At 41.4% G+C, this 17650-nt stretch carries 18 protein-coding genes; 6 read left to right on the top strand and 12 right to left on the bottom strand.

The window, feature by feature from the left end; translation table 11 throughout:
* Positions 1–5: 5 nt before the first annotated feature.
* The 3 genes from moaA to AYR53_RS04360 all read right to left on the bottom strand — a co-directional run bounded on the left by moaA (position 6) and on the right by AYR53_RS04360 (position 2259).
* Positions 6–1001 carry a GTP 3',8-cyclase MoaA gene (gene moaA, locus AYR53_RS04370; protein WP_068279089.1) on the bottom strand — a complete coding sequence of 332 codons (996 nt, stop codon included), beginning with the start codon at positions 999–1001 and terminating at the stop codon, positions 6–8.
* Positions 1002–1612: 611 nt separating this feature from the next.
* Positions 1613–1852 (bottom strand): MoaD/ThiS family protein, encoded by a 240-nt coding sequence (locus tag AYR53_RS04365; protein WP_068225756.1) that lies wholly within the window; start codon positions 1850–1852, stop codon positions 1613–1615.
* Positions 1852–2259 carry a molybdenum cofactor biosynthesis protein MoaE gene (locus tag AYR53_RS04360; RefSeq protein ID WP_068225757.1) on the bottom strand — a complete coding sequence of 136 codons (408 nt, stop codon included), beginning with the start codon at positions 2257–2259 and terminating at the stop codon, positions 1852–1854. The genes AYR53_RS04365 and AYR53_RS04360 overlap by 1 nt, the downstream gene beginning before the upstream one ends.
* A 375-nt stretch (positions 2260–2634) precedes the next feature.
* On the opposite strand from AYR53_RS04360, the gene AYR53_RS04355 reads away from it, so the two are divergent.
* The 3 genes from AYR53_RS04355 to AYR53_RS04345 are packed head-to-tail and all read left to right on the top strand — an operon-like array spanning position 2635 to position 5469.
* Positions 2635–3612, top strand: coding sequence for a FecCD family ABC transporter permease (locus AYR53_RS04355; RefSeq protein ID WP_271289938.1), 978 nt, complete (start codon positions 2635–2637; stop codon positions 3610–3612).
* Positions 3609–4406, top strand: coding sequence for an ABC transporter ATP-binding protein (locus tag AYR53_RS04350; RefSeq protein WP_068279091.1), 798 nt, complete (start codon positions 3609–3611; stop codon positions 4404–4406). Before AYR53_RS04355 ends, AYR53_RS04350 begins: the two co-directional genes overlap by 4 nt.
* 16 nt (positions 4407–4422) lie before the next feature.
* Entirely contained in the window at positions 4423–5469 is a 1047-nt protein-coding gene (locus AYR53_RS04345) for an ABC transporter substrate-binding protein (RefSeq protein WP_068279094.1), read from the top strand.
* A 140-nt stretch (positions 5470–5609) separates the two neighbouring features.
* Here the strand turns inward: AYR53_RS04345 and AYR53_RS04340 are convergent, their stop codons facing one another.
* The gene (locus AYR53_RS04340; protein WP_068225761.1) at positions 5610–6131 is read right to left on the bottom strand and encodes a type 1 glutamine amidotransferase domain-containing protein; all 522 of its coding nucleotides are present in this window, start codon (positions 6129–6131) and stop codon (positions 5610–5612) included.
* A 556-nt stretch (positions 6132–6687) separates the two neighbouring features.
* On the opposite strand from AYR53_RS04340, the gene uhpT reads away from it, so the two are divergent.
* A complete protein-coding gene (gene uhpT / locus AYR53_RS04335; protein ID WP_068225762.1) occupies positions 6688–8073 on the top strand; it encodes a hexose-6-phosphate:phosphate antiporter in 1386 nt (461 codons plus the stop codon).
* Positions 8074–8135: 62 nt separating this feature from the next.
* On the opposite strand, the gene AYR53_RS04330 is transcribed toward uhpT, so the two are convergent.
* Positions 8136–8390: a hypothetical protein gene (locus tag AYR53_RS04330; RefSeq protein ID WP_068225763.1), complete on the bottom strand. Its 255-nt coding sequence runs from the start codon at positions 8388–8390 to the stop codon at positions 8136–8138.
* 160 nt (positions 8391–8550) lie between these two features.
* On the opposite strand from AYR53_RS04330, the gene AYR53_RS04325 reads away from it, so the two are divergent.
* Entirely contained in the window at positions 8551–9402 is an 852-nt protein-coding gene (locus AYR53_RS04325; RefSeq protein ID WP_068225764.1) for an aldo/keto reductase, read from the top strand.
* A 139-nt stretch (positions 9403–9541) separates the two neighbouring features.
* The gene (locus tag AYR53_RS04320; protein WP_068225765.1) at positions 9542–9925 is read left to right on the top strand and encodes a VOC family protein; all 384 of its coding nucleotides are present in this window, start codon (positions 9542–9544) and stop codon (positions 9923–9925) included.
* Positions 9926–10270: 345 nt separating this feature from the next.
* On the opposite strand, the gene AYR53_RS04315 is transcribed toward AYR53_RS04320, so the two are convergent.
* From AYR53_RS04315 to AYR53_RS04285, 7 genes are all read right to left on the bottom strand, one after another.
* Entirely contained in the window at positions 10271–11152 is an 882-nt protein-coding gene (locus tag AYR53_RS04315; RefSeq protein WP_068225766.1) for a methylenetetrahydrofolate reductase, read from the bottom strand.
* 628 nt (positions 11153–11780) lie between these two features.
* The gene (locus AYR53_RS04310; protein ID WP_068225767.1) at positions 11781–12572 is read right to left on the bottom strand and encodes an alpha/beta hydrolase family protein; all 792 of its coding nucleotides are present in this window, start codon (positions 12570–12572) and stop codon (positions 11781–11783) included.
* 96 nt (positions 12573–12668) lie between these two features.
* Positions 12669–13067 (bottom strand): pyridoxamine 5'-phosphate oxidase family protein, encoded by a 399-nt coding sequence (locus AYR53_RS04305; RefSeq protein ID WP_068225768.1) that lies wholly within the window; start codon positions 13065–13067, stop codon positions 12669–12671.
* A gap of 135 nt (positions 13068–13202) precedes the next feature.
* On the bottom strand, positions 13203–14318 hold the full coding sequence (gene mutY, locus AYR53_RS04300) for an A/G-specific adenine glycosylase (RefSeq protein WP_068279096.1): 1116 nt from the start codon (positions 14316–14318) through the stop codon (positions 13203–13205).
* Positions 14319–14530: 212 nt separating this feature from the next.
* Positions 14531–15469, bottom strand: coding sequence for a Dyp-type peroxidase (locus tag AYR53_RS04295; RefSeq protein ID WP_068225770.1), 939 nt, complete (start codon positions 15467–15469; stop codon positions 14531–14533).
* Positions 15470–15749: 280 nt separating this feature from the next.
* Positions 15750–16241 carry a QueT transporter family protein gene (locus AYR53_RS04290; RefSeq protein WP_068225771.1) on the bottom strand — a complete coding sequence of 164 codons (492 nt, stop codon included), beginning with the start codon at positions 16239–16241 and terminating at the stop codon, positions 15750–15752.
* A 105-nt stretch (positions 16242–16346) separates the two neighbouring features.
* Positions 16347–17540 carry an ABC transporter substrate-binding protein gene (locus AYR53_RS04285; protein WP_068279098.1) on the bottom strand — a complete coding sequence of 398 codons (1194 nt, stop codon included), beginning with the start codon at positions 17538–17540 and terminating at the stop codon, positions 16347–16349.
* Positions 17541–17650: the final 110 nt, after the last annotated feature.

Here is a 17650-nt window from a genome sequence, read left to right as displayed (position 1 = left end):
AAGTATTATCCTCCAATTTGACTCATATGACGCCAAGTAGGGGCTTTGTTGATCACCTTATCCGCATCAGTTAAGGCCATTTCATGATTCAATGGCTTGTTATCCAATGCTTGTTGAATTAGCCGCTGGAACTCCGGCTTATCCGGAATCGCTTTACGAATATTAATTTCTTCCCCCCAGTACAAGCAAGCTTTTACATAACCATCCGGGGTGATCCGCAGACGATTACATGTTTCACAAAATTTATTACTAATCGGGTGAATTAAACCAAAGCTCCCCGTAGCGTCCTTAATCTTAAAGTTTTCAGAAGGGCCATTGCCGCGCAGCGTAATCGGCTGATACTCAATGCCATTCTCCTGACAAACGTCAAATACACTCTTTAACCCAACGTATTCTTTTTTCCAAACTTCTTTTGAATTTCCAATTGGCATAAATTCAATAAAGCGAATATTAACGTTGTGGTCGCGGGTATAATTCAGAAAATCTAAAATCTCGTCATCATTTTGGTTCTTGATCACTACCACGTTCAGTTTGATCATAAAACCAAGCTTGCTGGCGACTTCAATTCCTTTTAGAACTTGTTTAATGTTACCACCACGCGTGATTTTCTTATAACGATCCGCCTTAAAGGTGTCCAAACTGATATTAAGCCGATCTAAACCAGCCTCTTTAAGCGCTTCCGCCTTACGTGCTAAGTATAGCCCATTGGTGGTCACAGAGATATCGTCAATTTCTGGAATATCGTGCACCCGGCTAATGATTTCGGCAACGTCCGTCCGCAAAAGTGGTTCCCCACCAGTAAAACGAACTTTTGAAACACCCATTTCAGCAAAGTTCTGAACCATTTGAACGATTTCGTCTTGCGATAAAACACGATCCGATGGGAAAAATGGCAACCCCTCTTTAGGCATGCAATAAACACAGCGCAAAGGACAGCGATCCGTAATTGAAACCCGGATGTAATTATGTAAACGATCGTAACGATCATAAAGTTGTTTCATATTAAAAGCCTACTTTCTAAAGTTTTTAGTGAGCGTTGGGAACAGATTCGATGTAAACGTGTTTGAAAAAGCAGATTCCTGCGGTGACCGAGACGAATTGAGTCGCGAGCAGTTATGGACTTTGTAACTGTGCTCCTTGGCGGTTTTCGCCGTGCTAGTTCTTGCGGCACGTACTTTGCCACAAGAATAGACAACATTCGTAGCATCATGAGTTATTTGTGCTTCTTGCAAATAACTAACCGTAATTGCGAAGTAGTAGTTGAATGGACAACGGATGGAGCATCAGGATTATTAGCGTTCCGGGCTAATAATCCTCAATTGCGGAATAGTAGCTACAACAGCCAAATCACCTTTTTCAAAGGTAATTCGTCTGTTTAGGCTGCGATTCGGACTTCGGTTTATCCTAGTCCGATCGACAACGTACGCGAAGCTAGTAATAATCCTCAATTGCGGAGTAGAATCTAAGGGCCTTTTCAGGCACTCTAGTTTAAACGTGTTTGAAAAAGCAGATTCCTGCGGTTAGCTACAACAGCCAAATCACCTTTTTCAAAGGTAATTCGTCTGTTTAGGCTAATCCTCAGAATCTAAGCGCTTTTTCAAACACTCTCTAGTTAGCCCCCACTAACTGGTGGAATCAGTGCAATTTCATTAACCTGTTGTGCCGCAAATTGTTCGGTTGTCACGAAGGTTTGGTTAACCGCGACCATTGAATCCTTGATCACGCCCATTGTTTGGGGAAATTGGGCCACCATCGCCTGTTTGATTTTATCAGCCGTAATTGGCTCACTAACCTTTAAGTGGACCTGGGCGCCCAATTGTTCAGCGAGCATGGCGAATAGTTTAACTTCCATTATGCTGGACCTCCCCACCTAATTTGATCAGTATCAAACTCCTTCTTCCAAATTGGAACGTGCTGCTTTAATTCGTCGATCAATGATTCGCACCACGTGAAAGCTTCAGCACGGTGCGCCGCTGCTACACCAACAAAAACGGCCTCGTCGGCTAACTTTAGCCGGCCAATCCGATGAACAATTACAACGTTGGCGCCCTTTTGTTCAATATTAACTGCTAGCTTTGTGAGCTCCTTGATTGCCATTGATTCGTAGGCAGTGTACTCAATCTCTTGGGTTTCAACATCCCCGGTCCACTGACGAACTGTACCAGAAAAAACAACGATTCCACCAAACTGTGGATCTTTTACTTTTTCATAAAGCGCATTAACGTCTAACGGCTCTTTTGAGATTGCAATATAATGCACATTTGCCACCACCTATCCGGTTTCATTGATTGTCTAAAGTATGTCAGACAAGTTATTAAATTGAAATTAGTCAATTCCCTAATAATCGAGAATCCGGCATCATGCTATACTGAACCTACAATTAAGTACGGTCCAGTGTTAATGACATTACTCCAGTTAATTCGGTTTAAAATCGTTCTTGGTTTAAAACATATTTTGAGAAGTACTGCAGATTCTGTGAATCAACGCAAGAATTCAACTTTTCAAGGTACGTTTATATCAATATGATCGGACTAGAATGGCGCAAAACTTAGTCACAACATTCAGTAAAATCGATCAAAGGAGGTTAATCCTATCACCAAAAAGCATGCCTTACCTTATAGTGGTCTGTTAGTAATCAGTCTATTTGTCTTACTGTTAGCTGTTTTGAGCGCGCTTTGTTTGGGCCGCTATCCGCTTTCAATTGGTGAGGTTTGGCATTTTTTCTTGCATTTATTACACTTTGGTCGACCAGTCGATGTAACAACGCAAAATATTATTTTGAATTTGCGCTTACCGCGAATTATCGCCGCAATGTTAATTGGTGCTGCCTTGGCAATTTCCGGAACTGCTTTTCAAAGTATTTTTAAGAATCCACTTGTTTCACCTGATTTACTGGGTGTTTCCAACGGCGCGGCAGCTGGTGCAGCCATTGCAATTTTACTCGGTTTTAGAACTGCCGGTATCCAAATGATGGCCTTCCTTGTTGGTTTAACCGCCGTTTTGTTAGCACTACTACTGCAATCACTGTTAAATTCAAAAACGACAATCACTTTGGTCCTTGCCGGAATTATTATCAGTGGCTTCATGCAAGCCGTTATTGGCCTGCTTAAATACTTAGCCGATCCTGAACAGCAACTACCGGACATCACTTACTGGCAACTTGGCAGTTTAGAGAAGGTTACGCCGCACAATCTCTTGCTGGTAGCACCATCACTATTGATTGCTGGTATCATTTTGTTTCTGTTTCGTTGGCGGCTAAACGTCCTAACTTTAAATGCTGCTGAAGCGACTACCTTAGGCGTTAATCTGCGCATCGAACAAGGAATCGTTATTTTATGTGCAACTATTTTGACGGCTGGCTCTGTTTGCCTAAGTGGTACCGTTGGCTGGATTGGCCTTGTCATCCCTCATGCGGCCCGCTTAGTCGGTGGGCAAAATAACGCCCGGGCACTGCCGCTTTCCGCAATTTTAGGCGCCGCCTTTTTACTTATTTTGGATACCATCGCACGAACCATTAGTGCAGGCGAAATTCCGCTGGGCATCCTAACTGGCTTTATTGGCACGCCATTATTTGTTTGGTTGTTATTGAAGAAACGGGTGAATTTATCATGACAACTTTGACAGCACAACACCTAGCTTTTGGCTACCGTTCGCAACGGCCCTTATTTCAAGAGCTCAATCTGAATCTAAAAAGTGGCCAAATTAACTGCATTTTAGGGCCAAATGGCGTTGGTAAGTCGACCCTTCTAAACTGTTTAACCGGCGTTTACCAACCAACTTCTGGCCAAGTGTTACTAGATGATGTTGATCTCCACCAGATAGCGGCGCAAAAACGAGCAAAAAAAATAGCCTACGTTCCCCAAATGAGTACTGACCGAACGATGGTTAATTTCTCATTACGGGACTATGTATTACTTGGCCGGGCACCCTACCTTAAATTACTGACAACACCATCTGCTGCCGATTATGCTAAAGCAGACGCCGCCCTAGCCAAATTAGGAATCGCCGAATTAGGCGACCAACCTTACCCGGCCGTGAGTGGTGGTCAACAACAATTGGCCAGTATTGCCCGAGCATTACTGCAAGAGCCAGCGTTGATTATTTTTGACGAACCAACTTCTGCCTTAGATGTTGCCAATCAAGTTCGCGTCCTACATTTGATCCAACAATTGGCCACAACAGGTTACGGGATCCTGTTGACCACACACGATCCAAATCAAGCACTGCTATTAAACGCTGTCGTTAGTACTTTGGATAAAGCTGGCCATTTTCAAACCGGCTCAACCACTGAAATTTTAACGAACGAAACCTTAAGCGCCGTTTACCAATTACCCCTGCGCGTTGTTACTATTCCAGAAACAAATCAGCGCACCTGTGTCGTTGATCAACAACAAATTGAAAATTAGAAGGGAATTTAACTATATGTTACGATTTAAAAAAATTGGCCTAATCGCTAGTTTACTGGGGGCCTTCATGCTGTTTAGCGGAACGACTACTACTGCCAGCCAGGCCGCCGCAACACGCCAAGTTACCGATCTCACTGGTAAAAAGGTCACAATTCCTAAAAAGATTAACCGCGTCGCCGATCTTTGGCACGCCAATAATCAAGTTGTTTTACTATTAGGCGGCCAACATAAATTAGTTGCCACCACTGATACGATTAAACAAATGCCTTGGTTTGTTAAAGTTTACCCACAAATTTCCAAAGTAACTTCACCATTTAGTGGTGATGATTTACAAACTGAAGAACTTCTTAAAGTCAAACCTGATGTTGTGCTAACCTCGGACCCAAAGCAGGCCGAAGCAGCAACTAAAGCTGGCATTCCATCCGTAAACGTTATGTATCAGAATTTCGCTGGCCTAAAGAAATCAGTTAAGACCACGGCTACGGTTTTAGGTGGCTCAGCACCAAAAGTGGCCAACACTTATGTTAAACAATTAGATAGTAATATTAGCTACGTTAAAAAACACCAAAAGAAGAACGCTACAAAACAAAAGGTTTTACATATTGTAAATCCGACTGACTTACTCAAGGTTGATGGTACAGGTACTATTGTTAACGAATGGATCAAATTAAGTGGTGGTCAAAACGCCATTAAAACTAAAGGTAACATGATTCAAGTAACCGCCGAACAGATTGTTAAGGCCAATCCTGACGTGATCATCGTTGGTAGTACAAGCTCTAAAGAAGCTTTAGCCGCCTTACGCAAAGATTCTCGCTTTGCCGATTTAAAGGCCGTTAAAGCTGGTCGCGTTTACGGCAATCCGCAAGGCACCTTCCCGTGGGATCGCTATAGTGCCGAAGAATCCTTGCAAGTTCTTTGGGCCGCAAAGAAGTTGAACCCTAGCCAATTTAAGCAATTAAATATGACTAAAAAGACACAGCAATTCTATCAACAATATTACAATTATGATTTATCTAAAGCAGATGCTAACCGAATCTTAGCAGGTGAAAAACCAGCTAAATAATTTTACCGGTTAAAAAGAGGCACCCTAGCTAATTTAGGAGTAACACTCCGTAATTAGTCTAGGATGCTTCTTTTTATTTACCGAATTTATTAGACCGTGTTGAAAAAAAACAAATTTTTGAGCACTTTTCCAAACACGCTCTAGGTTAATTTTGGTAATGCCGCCACGATTGCTTGATTAAATTCAGGCAAGTCAGCTGGATTACGACTAGTAATTAATGGCCCATCAATCACAACTGCCTGATCTTTAACTTTTGCTCCAGCATAGGCCAGATCAGGCTGAACGGTTTTATACGCTGTCAAAGTCAGCGAAGCGGCCAAACCTGTTTGAATAAATAATTGCGGCCCGTGACAAATTGCGAATAGTGGCCGTTTAGCAGTGAGAAACGCCTTAACAAAATTAACGAAACGTTCATCGCCACGCAATTGATCCGGTGAAAAACCACCGGGAATTAATAAAGCGACAAAATCATTTGGACTAACGCTATCAATTGAAGCTGTAATTCGAAACGGCGTGCCCTTTTTTCCACGAATAATTTCACCGGCACGATCGCCAATTAAAATTAAGCCGTAGCCAGCGTTGACCAGTGCTTCCTGCGGTGAAGTGAGTTCGACATCTTCAACCCCATTAGTAACTAATACCGCAATGTGCTTAACTGCCATTATTGTTGCCTCCCTTGTCTTTATTGGTTGCGTAATTTAAAGCCCACCTGCTATTTCTCCAGGCTTAACTCCAGCGTAACAAGTCAGTTTGCGTTGGTTCAAGAAATATGCGCGCAGTTCAAAAAGATTGAGGAGTGGGCCAAAAGTTGGTTTTGGGTTTACTGCGTAACGTAAGCTAATCTAATAACCGCACTATGGTTATTGGATTGGCTGTAGTTAGGCACGTGAACCCAGACTTTTGGCGCACATTCTAGAGTAGCGTAATGCACGGAAGGAATAGTCAGCGGTCAGAATTTTTATCCCAGCCGCTGACCTAATCCAGTTTTTTGTGTGTATTGTTTCAAAAATACTTTTTCTGTATTCATCATTTAACCTTCCTAAATATATGAGCTCTTGACCTGACTTTTAAAGCACAAGTTTCACTAATTATTTCACCTAAATCAACATAAAAAAGTTAACGATCTATAAATTTTTTTGCAAAAAAGCACACTTCAGTGCTTATAATAGAGTGTAGGCCGTTATTTGGCCTAAGTTTAGTTACTTTGGAGGGTTCTAAATGTTACGTTACTTTGATTTAAAGCGACCGCAAAAGCTTGGGTTATCGGTCGCGCAAGAACGGAAACGCTGGTTTGGTGAGTTTTTAAAATCATTTCTGGTCGTTTTCTTTGTTTATTTCTGTATGTATTTGATCCGCAATAACCTATCCGCCGCGCAACCATTATTAGTTAAAAATAATGGTATTACCACGACTGAATTAGGCTGGATTGGGTACGGCTTTTCTCTGGCTTATGGTATCGGTAAAACCTTACTTGGCTACGTTGTGGACGGTAAAAATACCAAGAAGTTTATGTCCTTCTTACTTATTCTTGCTGCCCTTATGACTATGATCATTGGTGTTTTATTACTGATGAACCAAGCACCAGTTGGATTAATTTTGGTCCTTTGGTCACTTAATGGCCTATTCCAATCTCCAGGTGGATCGGCTTCGCTGTCAACTATTTCCCGCTGGACGACCATTAAAACTCGTGGCCGCTACATTGGAATTTGGAATATTTCCCACGAATTTGGTGGTGCCGTTGCCGGAATTATTGCACTTTGGGGTGCCAATCATTTATTTGGTGGTAACGTTGGTGGTATGTTTATTTTTCCCGCTATTATTGGTTTAATTATTGGCTTTTGGGGGCTTTTTTACGGCGCCGACGATCCCCAAGAATTAGGTTGGGATCCAAGTGAAGTTATTTTTGATGAAAAAGTTGCCGTAGCTGACACCACCGCTGCCAAAATGAGCAAGTGGACAATCTTTAAGACTTTCGTCATGAAAAGTCCTTGGGTTTGGCTACTCTGTATTGCTAACGTCTTCGTCTACGTTGTTCGTATTGGGATTGTTAACTGGGCACCTTTATACACCGTTCAACAGCTGCATTTTACTGTTGCCCAAGGCGCCAACACGTTATTGCTTTTCCAACTAGGCGGCATCATTGGCAGTGTTGTTTGGGGCCTTGTTTCTGATCTATTAAAAGGTCGCCGCGCAATCGTCTCAATTATCTGCCTTTTCTTAACGGCCTTTGTCGTTCTCGGCTACCGTTATGGCAATACACCGTTATTAATCAACACATCATTATTCTTCTTAGGTATGTTGATTTACGGTCCGCAATTATTGATCGGTGTTTCCGTCATCAGTTTTGTGCCAAAAAGCGCGCTAAACGTTTCGGATGGCCTAACTGGTACCTTTGCTTATATCTTTGGTGACTTAATGGCCCAAGTTGGTTTTGCGGCCATCGCCGATCCAAAAGCAAATGGTTTACACCTCTTTGGCCAATTATTACACGGCTGGGATGATACCTTTATTGTCTTTTACATTGCATTAGTTCTCAGTATCATCGTCCTAGCAGTTGTCGCGGTTGGTGAAGAACGCCGCATTCGCCAACAATTAGCTGACTAAAGGATCAGCGAAATAACTTAATTTCATAATAAAAAAGACGAGTAATTTCTGAAAAACAGAAGTTACTTGTCTTTTTTTATTGAGCGCTGTTTTTCTAATTGATTAACCGACTGAATTGCAATTGCGGTGGTATTCGTTACTTTATCCTCATAACGCCCAATTGCTTGCCGCCGGTGGCCAACCCATACTTGCCACTTTAAATGATCACCCACTGGTTCAGGGTGCTGGGCAAGCCAGCGCCGAATTTTAGTAAATTCTGGTGCTAATACTGCTTCAACAACCGCATTGATTAGCGCCATATCTTTTTCTTTATCCATTTGAACCCCCAAATATTAGCTTACCATAAAACGAAAAGGTTTGAAGCTTAAGGCCAGTCTGCTAAACTAAAGAGTGTTTAGAAAGGCGCTTAGATTCTATTTTTTCCAAACAAATTTACGCAAATGAGCCAGCAAATACTAACAAAGGGAGTGGCACAACTTGAATAATCAGATTCCTAACGTAACTTTAAATAACGGTGTTAAGATTCCCCAGCTCGGTCTTGGTGTGTTCTTAGTCAAAGACGCTAACGAACTCAAACAATCGATTAAATGGGCGCTTGCCGCCGATTACCGCCACATTGATACGGCAATGATTTACGAAAATGAAACGACCGTTGGTGAGGCGATCAAAGAAAGCAAGCTTGACCGCAAAGATTTGTTCATTACTTCTAAACTATGGAACAGCGATCACGGCTATGAAGAAACAAAGGCTGCCTTCAATGCTTCTTTGAAACGATTAGGCGTTGATTATCTGGACATGTATTTAATTCACTGGCCAAGTCCTAACTACATTGAGAGTTGGAAAGCTATGGAAGAACTGTATCACGCCGGTAAAATTCGGGCAATTGGGGTCTCTAACTTCCAGATTCACCATCTAGAAGACCTAATGGCTCACACTGAGGTTGTTCCAGTTGTTAACCAAATTGAAACGCACCCTTACTTCCAGCAAAAAGAACTACACGACTTCATGGCAAAACATAATATTGCCCACGAGGCTTGGGGCCCGTTAGGTCAAGGAAAGGGCAACGTTCTTAATGACCCTACCTTAACTGAATTGGCTAAAAAGCATGCCAAGTCAACGGCACAAATCATTTTACGTTGGCACGTACAACGTGGTGAAATTGTCATTCCAAAATCAATCCATGAAAATCGAATCCAACAAAATCGCGACATTTTTGATTTTAGCCTATCCGATGAAGAAATGGCCAAAATCGCTGCAATTGATAAAAATCAACGTGGTAGCCGCAGCCCTGACGATACCGAATGGTTAGAAAAAACGGCAAAGGAATAAGCAAAGAGGTCTAAAGGCGTGAAAGATTACCGTTAGACCTCTTTTTCATCCCTAAAAATCGTTTTTGGATTACCTTTTTCACCAACTTCTAGGTTCTTACAATCTGCTATTACAAAAGTAATTATTTGAGGTGAAAATAATGAAAATTGAACATGTTGGATTATTTGTATCAAAACTTGAACAAACCGTTTCTTTTTACGAAAAATACTTCGGTGCTGTGGCATCGGCAAAATATCACAATCCGCGAACAACGTTTACTTCACAGTTTTTAACTTTTTCAGATGGTGCGCGTTTAGAAGTCTGCACCCGGGCTGATCTCAATTCAAGTCGCTTAACTGGATATCCGCTGGGTTATCAGCATTTGGCCTTTGCTTTAGGTTCTAGACAAGCCGTTGACACATTATCAGCCAAAATTACCGAAGCCGGCTATCAACATTTGAGCGGGCCACGTGTCACTGGCGATAACTATTACGAAAGCGTCGTCTGTGATCCTGAAGGCAATCAAATTGAATTAACCGTTTAATCCTACCAAGGATAAAAGGAGAAAACGCATCTGCCAATAAAAATGATTGCAATCGGAGTTGGTAGAATTTTACTGAATTCACAAAATGAGCTGACAACGACTACAATTCATGCGATCCAAACTGCTATTACCTAGAAAGCAAAAATTGTCCTTTATTCAGGTCGACCATTGGCAGGCCTAAGTCATTATTTAGAACAACTAGAACTTGCCGGCATTCAATTTGCTGCCCAGTGAAGAAGCCAGCTAGGCCTTAATAACATAAAGCTTGAATTGCGTAATATATTTGGTCATAGTAAAACCCCCGGTATTGAATTTCGGTCCAATACCGGGGGTAAAGTTAAAGTGCTACTTTGTCGTTGTTGCCGAAGCCTGAAATAGTGAGGCCGTTGCGTCCCAAATTCGTTGCGCAACGTAACTGTTATTCATCGTGTATAGATGAACACCATCAACCCCCTGAGCAACTAAATCAACGATCTGATCGATTGCGTAGGCAATTCCAGCATCCCGTAACGCCTCTTTATTGTCTGCGTAACGTTCCATCATGCAGGTGAACTTTTCTGGTAAAGGAACACCCGCAACAGAGGTGATATTTTCAATCTGCCGTTTATTAGTGACTGGCATAATACCAGCTTCAATCGGCACATTAATTCCGGCCAGTTCGGCCTTTTCACGGAAATTATAAAATTGATTATTGTCAAAGAAAATCTGCGAAATTAAATGGTCTGCGCCGGCTGCTACTTTATTGGCCAAATGTTGAATGTCAGCAACGCCCGACGTCGCATCCTTATGCGTATAAGGGTAACATGCACCCATGACGTCGAAATCACTATTTTGTTTAATAAAGGTGGTTAACTGATCCGCGTGCTTAAATACGCCTAGTGGTTCGCGGCCGGGAACTCGATCACCGCGTAAAGCCAATACGTTGTGAACATTCCGTTCGGCAAGTTTTTGCAGTAAATTTAGCACATCATCCTCGCTCAAATAAAGACCAGGAATATGCGAAACAGCCGTAATACCTAATTGATTTTGAATCATATCGGCAATATCCACCGTTGCCCCATAGCGACCAGTGCCGCCCGCACCCAAGGTAACCGAAATAAAATCGGGGTGAATCGCTTGAAGGTTATGTAAGGTTGCCTGTAATTTTTCCGCCGGTGTTGTTGCCTTGGGTGGAAAAACCTCGAACGAGAAAACCGTTTTCTTTTGGAACAAATCAGTTAATGACATGAAAAAATCTCCTTTATTAATTTACAAATTAAAGTGTGCCTAAAAGGCGCTCATTTTTTATTAAATCGATCAGAATTACTAACAGAAATATTTTGAAATATGATCAAGACCAACAAAAAAGTCCTTGGATTCCAAAGAATCCAAGGACGATTATTAATCGTGGTACCACCTATTTTTACGCAAAAAGCGCCTCAACTACCCCACTATTCGCGAAAGTAGTGACCACTTATCGTTGGCCAGACGGTAATTAAGCGTGAACCTAATTACATACTCAAAGTTCATTTTCACAACCACCCAATTCCTTCCTTGCAGCAAGCAGAAGGTCTCTTTTAATTCGGTCAATTGCTACTCTTCTCGTCAGTACATTATGATATTTAAATTAAAGTTTAATAAAACTATAGTAGCTATTTTTTAATCTGTCAAGTCTGTTTTTAAAGACTACCTACGTTTCGACATGCTCAAAGCGGTATTTAATTAGTGTTTCAAGACTAAATTCATTGTTAAATATTGATTAAAATAATCCTGAATTTAAGTCGTGTTTGGAAAAGAAACGGTTGCCTAACTTGCCACTACTAGCGGCCGCTAGAAAAATTTTTGCCTACCTTATAAACCTTTAACCACTCGCCGACTAAACAAACTCAGCCAAAAATGCCTGTGTTGCGGGCATTACCCGTTCTAAATAGCCTTTAGCATGTTCGCTACCGGCCAATAATTTGGTCATTGTTGGCACCCCTAATTCAACTAACCGGCGTTGTAGATTTAGAACACCAGCGGTTGGCACAAACTCATTCAGTGAATTTGCCAAAAATAACGGGCCAGTAGTCACACTTAAACGGTGAACTAGCGATGCTGCACCGGCCTGTTTAACATTATTTTTTAAATAATTTAAAACAAACCATTTATAAAACGAATCATTAGCGCCACTTTGATTAATCTTTGCACTGGCAGTTTTCACAAAATCTTGTTTTGTATCGGCAGCTGCAACAACGTCCTTATGGTTCTCTAGCCAGTCATCGATTTCAATAATGCCTGACCATGAAACGGCGGGAATACCATAACGAATTGCTAACTCGATGGCCAGATTACCACCCGCTGAAGATCCAATTGCACCAATGCGTTGCCGATCAAAAATCTCCTTACTTTGTCGAAGCCATTCCACCACGGCAGCTACATCTGCAATTGGTTCGGGAAAATAGGCAAGCGGCGTTAAGCGATAGTTAGGAACCACAACTAGGTAACCCAGTTGCGCCAACTGCATGGCCAAGTCACGATCCTTAGCCTTATCACCACGAAACCAGCCACCACCATGTAAATCGATTAGAGCACCACCATTTTGTTGCTCCTGATTTCGATAAACATCCAAAGTAAGTCCTAATTTATCTTGGTAAATAACATCCGTGCTCTGTATTATTTTAGCCATTTTTACCCCTCCATCTTGGAACAGTACCTGCTTTAAGTCCTAAAAGGCATAAAAAAAGCACGACCGGCCAATAATCTTAACCAGTCGCGCACTTTATTATTCTTGAACTAATTCGCCTGCTAATGGTCCGGCATCCAATGTATAAATTCTGTCGATGGTGATGACTCCGGCAGACTTAGGGGCTGGATGCCCTACTTTCGCCCATTCCATAGCATTATCAAAGTACGGGCCAGTCGTATATAGTTTGGCAGTTCCGGCAAAACGAAAACCTTTCATATTATCTAGGCTCGCCGCAGCAACAATTGCCTTACCATTAGTCGCAATGTTGCGCATCGTTTGCTTGGCCGTCATTTCATTATAGATTAAATGCGAATCATCAAGCACTCGTAATGACATTTTCGGTCCAATATCCGGATTTCCATCATCATCTACTGTTGCAATATAAGCCAAATTATTGGTTAGCATGTCCTTCATCGCCTGAGTTAATTTTGCCATTTTAAATGATCCTCCTAGATTCTTTAGTATTACTTATTGTTATCTATTTGGTAGATTATGCCAAAGTTTTTGGAAATAAAATCATTATAGCGGTGGTCAACCTAAAGCACAATTATTTGTACTTAACAACTTCATTTAATCAACGGACAAACTTTTCTGGTACTCATCCCATAGCTTTTGTTGTACCTTGGGCCAAGTTACGCTGGCAAAATCGCTGGCCTTAATTAAACGACCGGGGAAGAAACTTAGGTCCTGTTTGGTGGTTGTTTCTGCAAATAATAAAGTTAGTGACCATTTCTGGTGGGTAAAAGTATGCGTAACTATTTTTGCCGGTAATAAACGGAACTTCAAGCGTAAATTGCTGGTACTAACCAAATAATCTGTCGCTAGCTGGGGAAGTGCCACCGTTTTTAGATCCTCGTCGTCACTTAAATCCTGCCACTTCACCAGTGGGAAGGTCCATAAGTTGGCTAACATTCCTTTACTTGAACGTTGCTCTAACAAATAGCCCTGCGGCGTTTTAATAACTAACGCAACGTAATTAACTGGCACTGGGCGGGGCTTTTTTGTCCGAACTGGGTAAGCCAATTCTTTACCGTCTAAATAAGCTTGATTAAATTCCTTCACGGGTGAGTGCTCACTATCTGGATTCTTGGCCGTCATATAACTTGAGCCTAGATCCATAATGGCTTGGTTGAAGTCTCCGGGCCGTTCTGCCGGCATAACTTCTTCAATAAGTGAATAAAAAACCGGCTGGGCTTGTGGTTTCGTAATATCCACATCAACTTCAAATAATCGTGAAAAAACGCGAAATGCATTACCGTCAATTGCAGGAACCTTTTCATCAAAGGCAATACTAGCAATTGCGCCAGCCGTATATGGCCCGATACCACTTAATTTTTGCAATTCAGCTGCAGTATTCGGCCACTGTCCTCCATAATCGGCCATAATTTGTTGAGCTGCCTTTTGCATATTTCGCACCCGGGAGTAATAGCCTAACCCCTCCCAGGCCTTTAATAATTGATCCTCCGGTGCCGCTGCCAGCGCACTAACCGTTGGAAATAGCGTCATGAATCGTTGATAATAGGGAATCACCGTCTTAACTTGCGTTTGCTGTAACATGATTTCTGAAACCCATACATGATAGGGATCATGATCCTTACGCCAAGGTAAATCACGACCTTCTTGATCATACCAATCTAATAATTTTTCCTGAAACAATTTAATTTTTTGTGGTGACCACTTCTCCATGCTATTTGCTCCTTTAAATTTTTCTATCTGGAAAGTAACCGTTTAAATTCTCGATATTGGTTAGAAAGCTATTAGTAACATTATTTTAAACTACGATCTAGTATGCCACATTTAGCCACAAGTATATTTTGGGCAGCAAAAAAGGCCCTCCTATCAAGTGGCCTTTTTTACTTTTGCGAACCATGTAAGTGAACAGTATGTTTCAATCAAGCTTAAAGTTCCCCAGCGCTAATCTTATCTAAAATGGATTTTGAAGGAACAAAATATACCGCGCCAGTAATTGGTGTACTGAAATCAAGTAGTCGGTCGCTGTTAGTAAACATGCTCTCTAACATCCGCCGCGTTACTGTGTAATGACCGTAGCCAATAAAATAAGTTCCCGTAACTTCCTTACCGGGGTTAGAAAAAGGAACGTTCATGCGAACAATCTTATGTTCTACCCCACCATCGTTATCCTGCGAAACAACATTGTGGGCGTTCTTTGCTTTCTCTTCATCAGATAATTCTAAATCAGAATATTTTTTCCGCCCAATTGTCTTTTCTTGATCCTCAGTAGTGGTTTTATTCCAAGCCTTCATATTATGAATGTATTTTTGGGCAAAGGCGTAAGAACCATCAATAAATTCTGGGTCCTCATCACCGACTAATGCATACTCAGCCGCTTCACCTGGATCTGGATTTTCACTTCCGTCAATAAAACCGATGACGGCCCGACCCTCAAAATAGCGAAAACCGTGCGTTTCATCGGCCACTGTTGTTACCGGCCGGATAAATTGCATCAATTGGTCCATCACTTCATAAACAACCGCCATTTCATGTGCACGAACGTGGAAAAAAAGATCGCCCGGTGTGGCAACAGCAGTATACTTAGGACCTTCAATTTGCTCAAAATCAACCAACTCTTTGGGCTTAGCCGCTGCAGGAAAGAGGTAATCCCAAGCACTAGAGCCAATTCCAAAAGTAACCTTTAAATAGGCCTTCGGGTAACGCACATTCATGCTACGAATCACGGCCGGAATTCGTTCTGCCAGCTCTTGAACTGCCTCCAGTTCAGCGCCTTGGTTCGTACGCTTTAATAATAATGTTGTAAAATTAATGTTGTCACCGGCATCCTTATAGACATCCTGTGCATTATTAATATCAATTGGCATTTTGTTCCTCTCCTTACTAAAATTAAGACTAATGATACTCACTAGTTTATTAGATTCATTCTAATTTACGTATAAACTTAATATACCAGAAAAGGAGGCCCAATAAAAGCTTTCCCGTATTTTTTTAGCAGTCTTAAAAATAGATCAGGAAACTTATTTATTGGCACCTGTAATGACACAAAAAAACAGGTCAAAAATACCAGCCTGCATTCAACTTAATTAACCAATAAATTAAGTTAATCTACAAGAACCAATATTTTTGATCTGTCCGTTTAAAATCTTATTTAGTTAAATCAATTTGGCGTGAAACGGCATAAATCAAGAAACCACCAACGACCATTGAAACCAATTCTCCAATAGCCACCGTCAAATAAGTTGGCCAAAATGGTAGGTGATTAATAACGTGTAATTCCAAGGCAACGCTCCACATTGCTAACGTGCAAACTACAGTACTAATCGTCAGTTTTAGCGCAACAGATTTAACGTAACGGCTGACAAAATAACTAATCGTTGTCATCACTAAGGTGCCCAACGTTCCACAAACAACGTCAATAACACCTAGCGGAGAAAAGAAATTAGTAATTAAACAGCCTAGCGTCAAAGCCCAAATATAGCGTTTATTAAAAACGGCCAAATGATTGAACATTTCTGCAAAACGAAACTGAACGGCACCAAAACTATAAGGCGCAATTACAAGTGAAATTGCAACGTACAGTCCAGCAATTAAGCCAGCCTTCGTTAAGGTCGCCGTCTTTATCTGTGTTTTTTCCATGAATCTAACCTCGATTCTAGTTTTTTTAGGTGGGCATTTTTCGAACCACCACATTAAGTTTAACATACCGGTGCCACTTAATAAATCTTGGCCAAGCAGTTAAACCTACTTAATTGCGTAGGCCTTAGTCACTTTTCCGTCAGTTAATTGTTCAACGGCAATCGGCTTTTGCGGATTATGCTCCTTATCAATTGTTGTTTTACCAGTCACGCCATTAAAGTTTTTCAAATGGGCCAAACCAGTTGCAATTTTGACTGAGTTAGTTGAATTTTCTTTTTCAATGGCCTGTTTGATCATATAAACCGAATCATAGCTTAAAGCCGAAAAAGTTGGGGCCGTTGTGTGAAATTTATTTTTGAAGGCCAGCATAAAGTTCTGAACTTGAGTATCATCGGTAGCCGTTTTGGCGGAGAATGGTGTTGTGTAGTAAACATTATTTGCATTCTTGTTACCAGCGATCTGGGCTAATTTAGGATCGGCCATCCCATCAGTTCCAACGATTGGCTGTTTAATTCCCATCTGCCGCGCTTGTTTAATAATCAGGCCAATCTCAGAATAGTAACCTGGAACGTAAATAGCATCAAATTTCTTTGATTTTAATTGAGTCAAGGCCGCATTAAAATCCTTATCACCTTCCTGGAAATACTGCGTCATCACAACTTTGCCTTTATAATTTTTCTTAAAAGCCTCAGTTAAACCTGTGCCGTAATCACTAGATTTATCAGCCAGTATAACGGCCCGCTTAGCGTGTAAATTATTTTCGGTGAAACTGGCACCCGTTTTACCTTGGAAATTATTTTGATAACAAGCCCGGAATACATACGGTTGCACCTTACCATCTTTGTCTAAGGTATAATTTGGATCGGTTGCGGAAGGACTAACTTGTGGCACGGCTGCCTTGGTCATATTTGGAATTGCGGCGGTACCAGCGTTAGTTGTCGCGGGCCCAACAACAGCAACCACCTTATCATTATTAACTAACTTTGCCGCGACTGAAGTTGCTTCCGAACTATTTGTTTTATTATCACGAACTACTAATTGAACCTTTTTCTTTTTACCGTCAACTTTAATACCACCCTTTTGGTTAATCTGATCAACGGCTAACTGAATCCCTTGTTTTTGCGCATTACCGTAGGCAGCGGCCGACCCAGACAACTCCATATTGACCCCAATTTTGATTGTCTTGCCGGCCTCATTGCCTTTATTGCTGGAACTTGCATTGCCACAACCCGCCAAAGTACCACTTAATAAAATGGCCGCCATAATCCCCATAATTCGTTTTGTCCCTTTTTTCATCATAATCAATCTCCCTTTTTAGTTGTTTGTTATACCTAGTCGATAATCGCTATCCCCCTCATTTTTCTAATAAAAAAACCTCATTCGATTAGGAATGAGGTAAACAGTCGTGG

The organism is Loigolactobacillus backii, from assembly GCF_001663675.1.
GTDB lineage: Bacteria > Bacillota > Bacilli > Lactobacillales > Lactobacillaceae > Loigolactobacillus > Loigolactobacillus backii.
The sequence above is the reverse complement of the archived record's forward strand: the minus strand, read 5'-3'. Positions and strand labels throughout refer to the sequence as shown.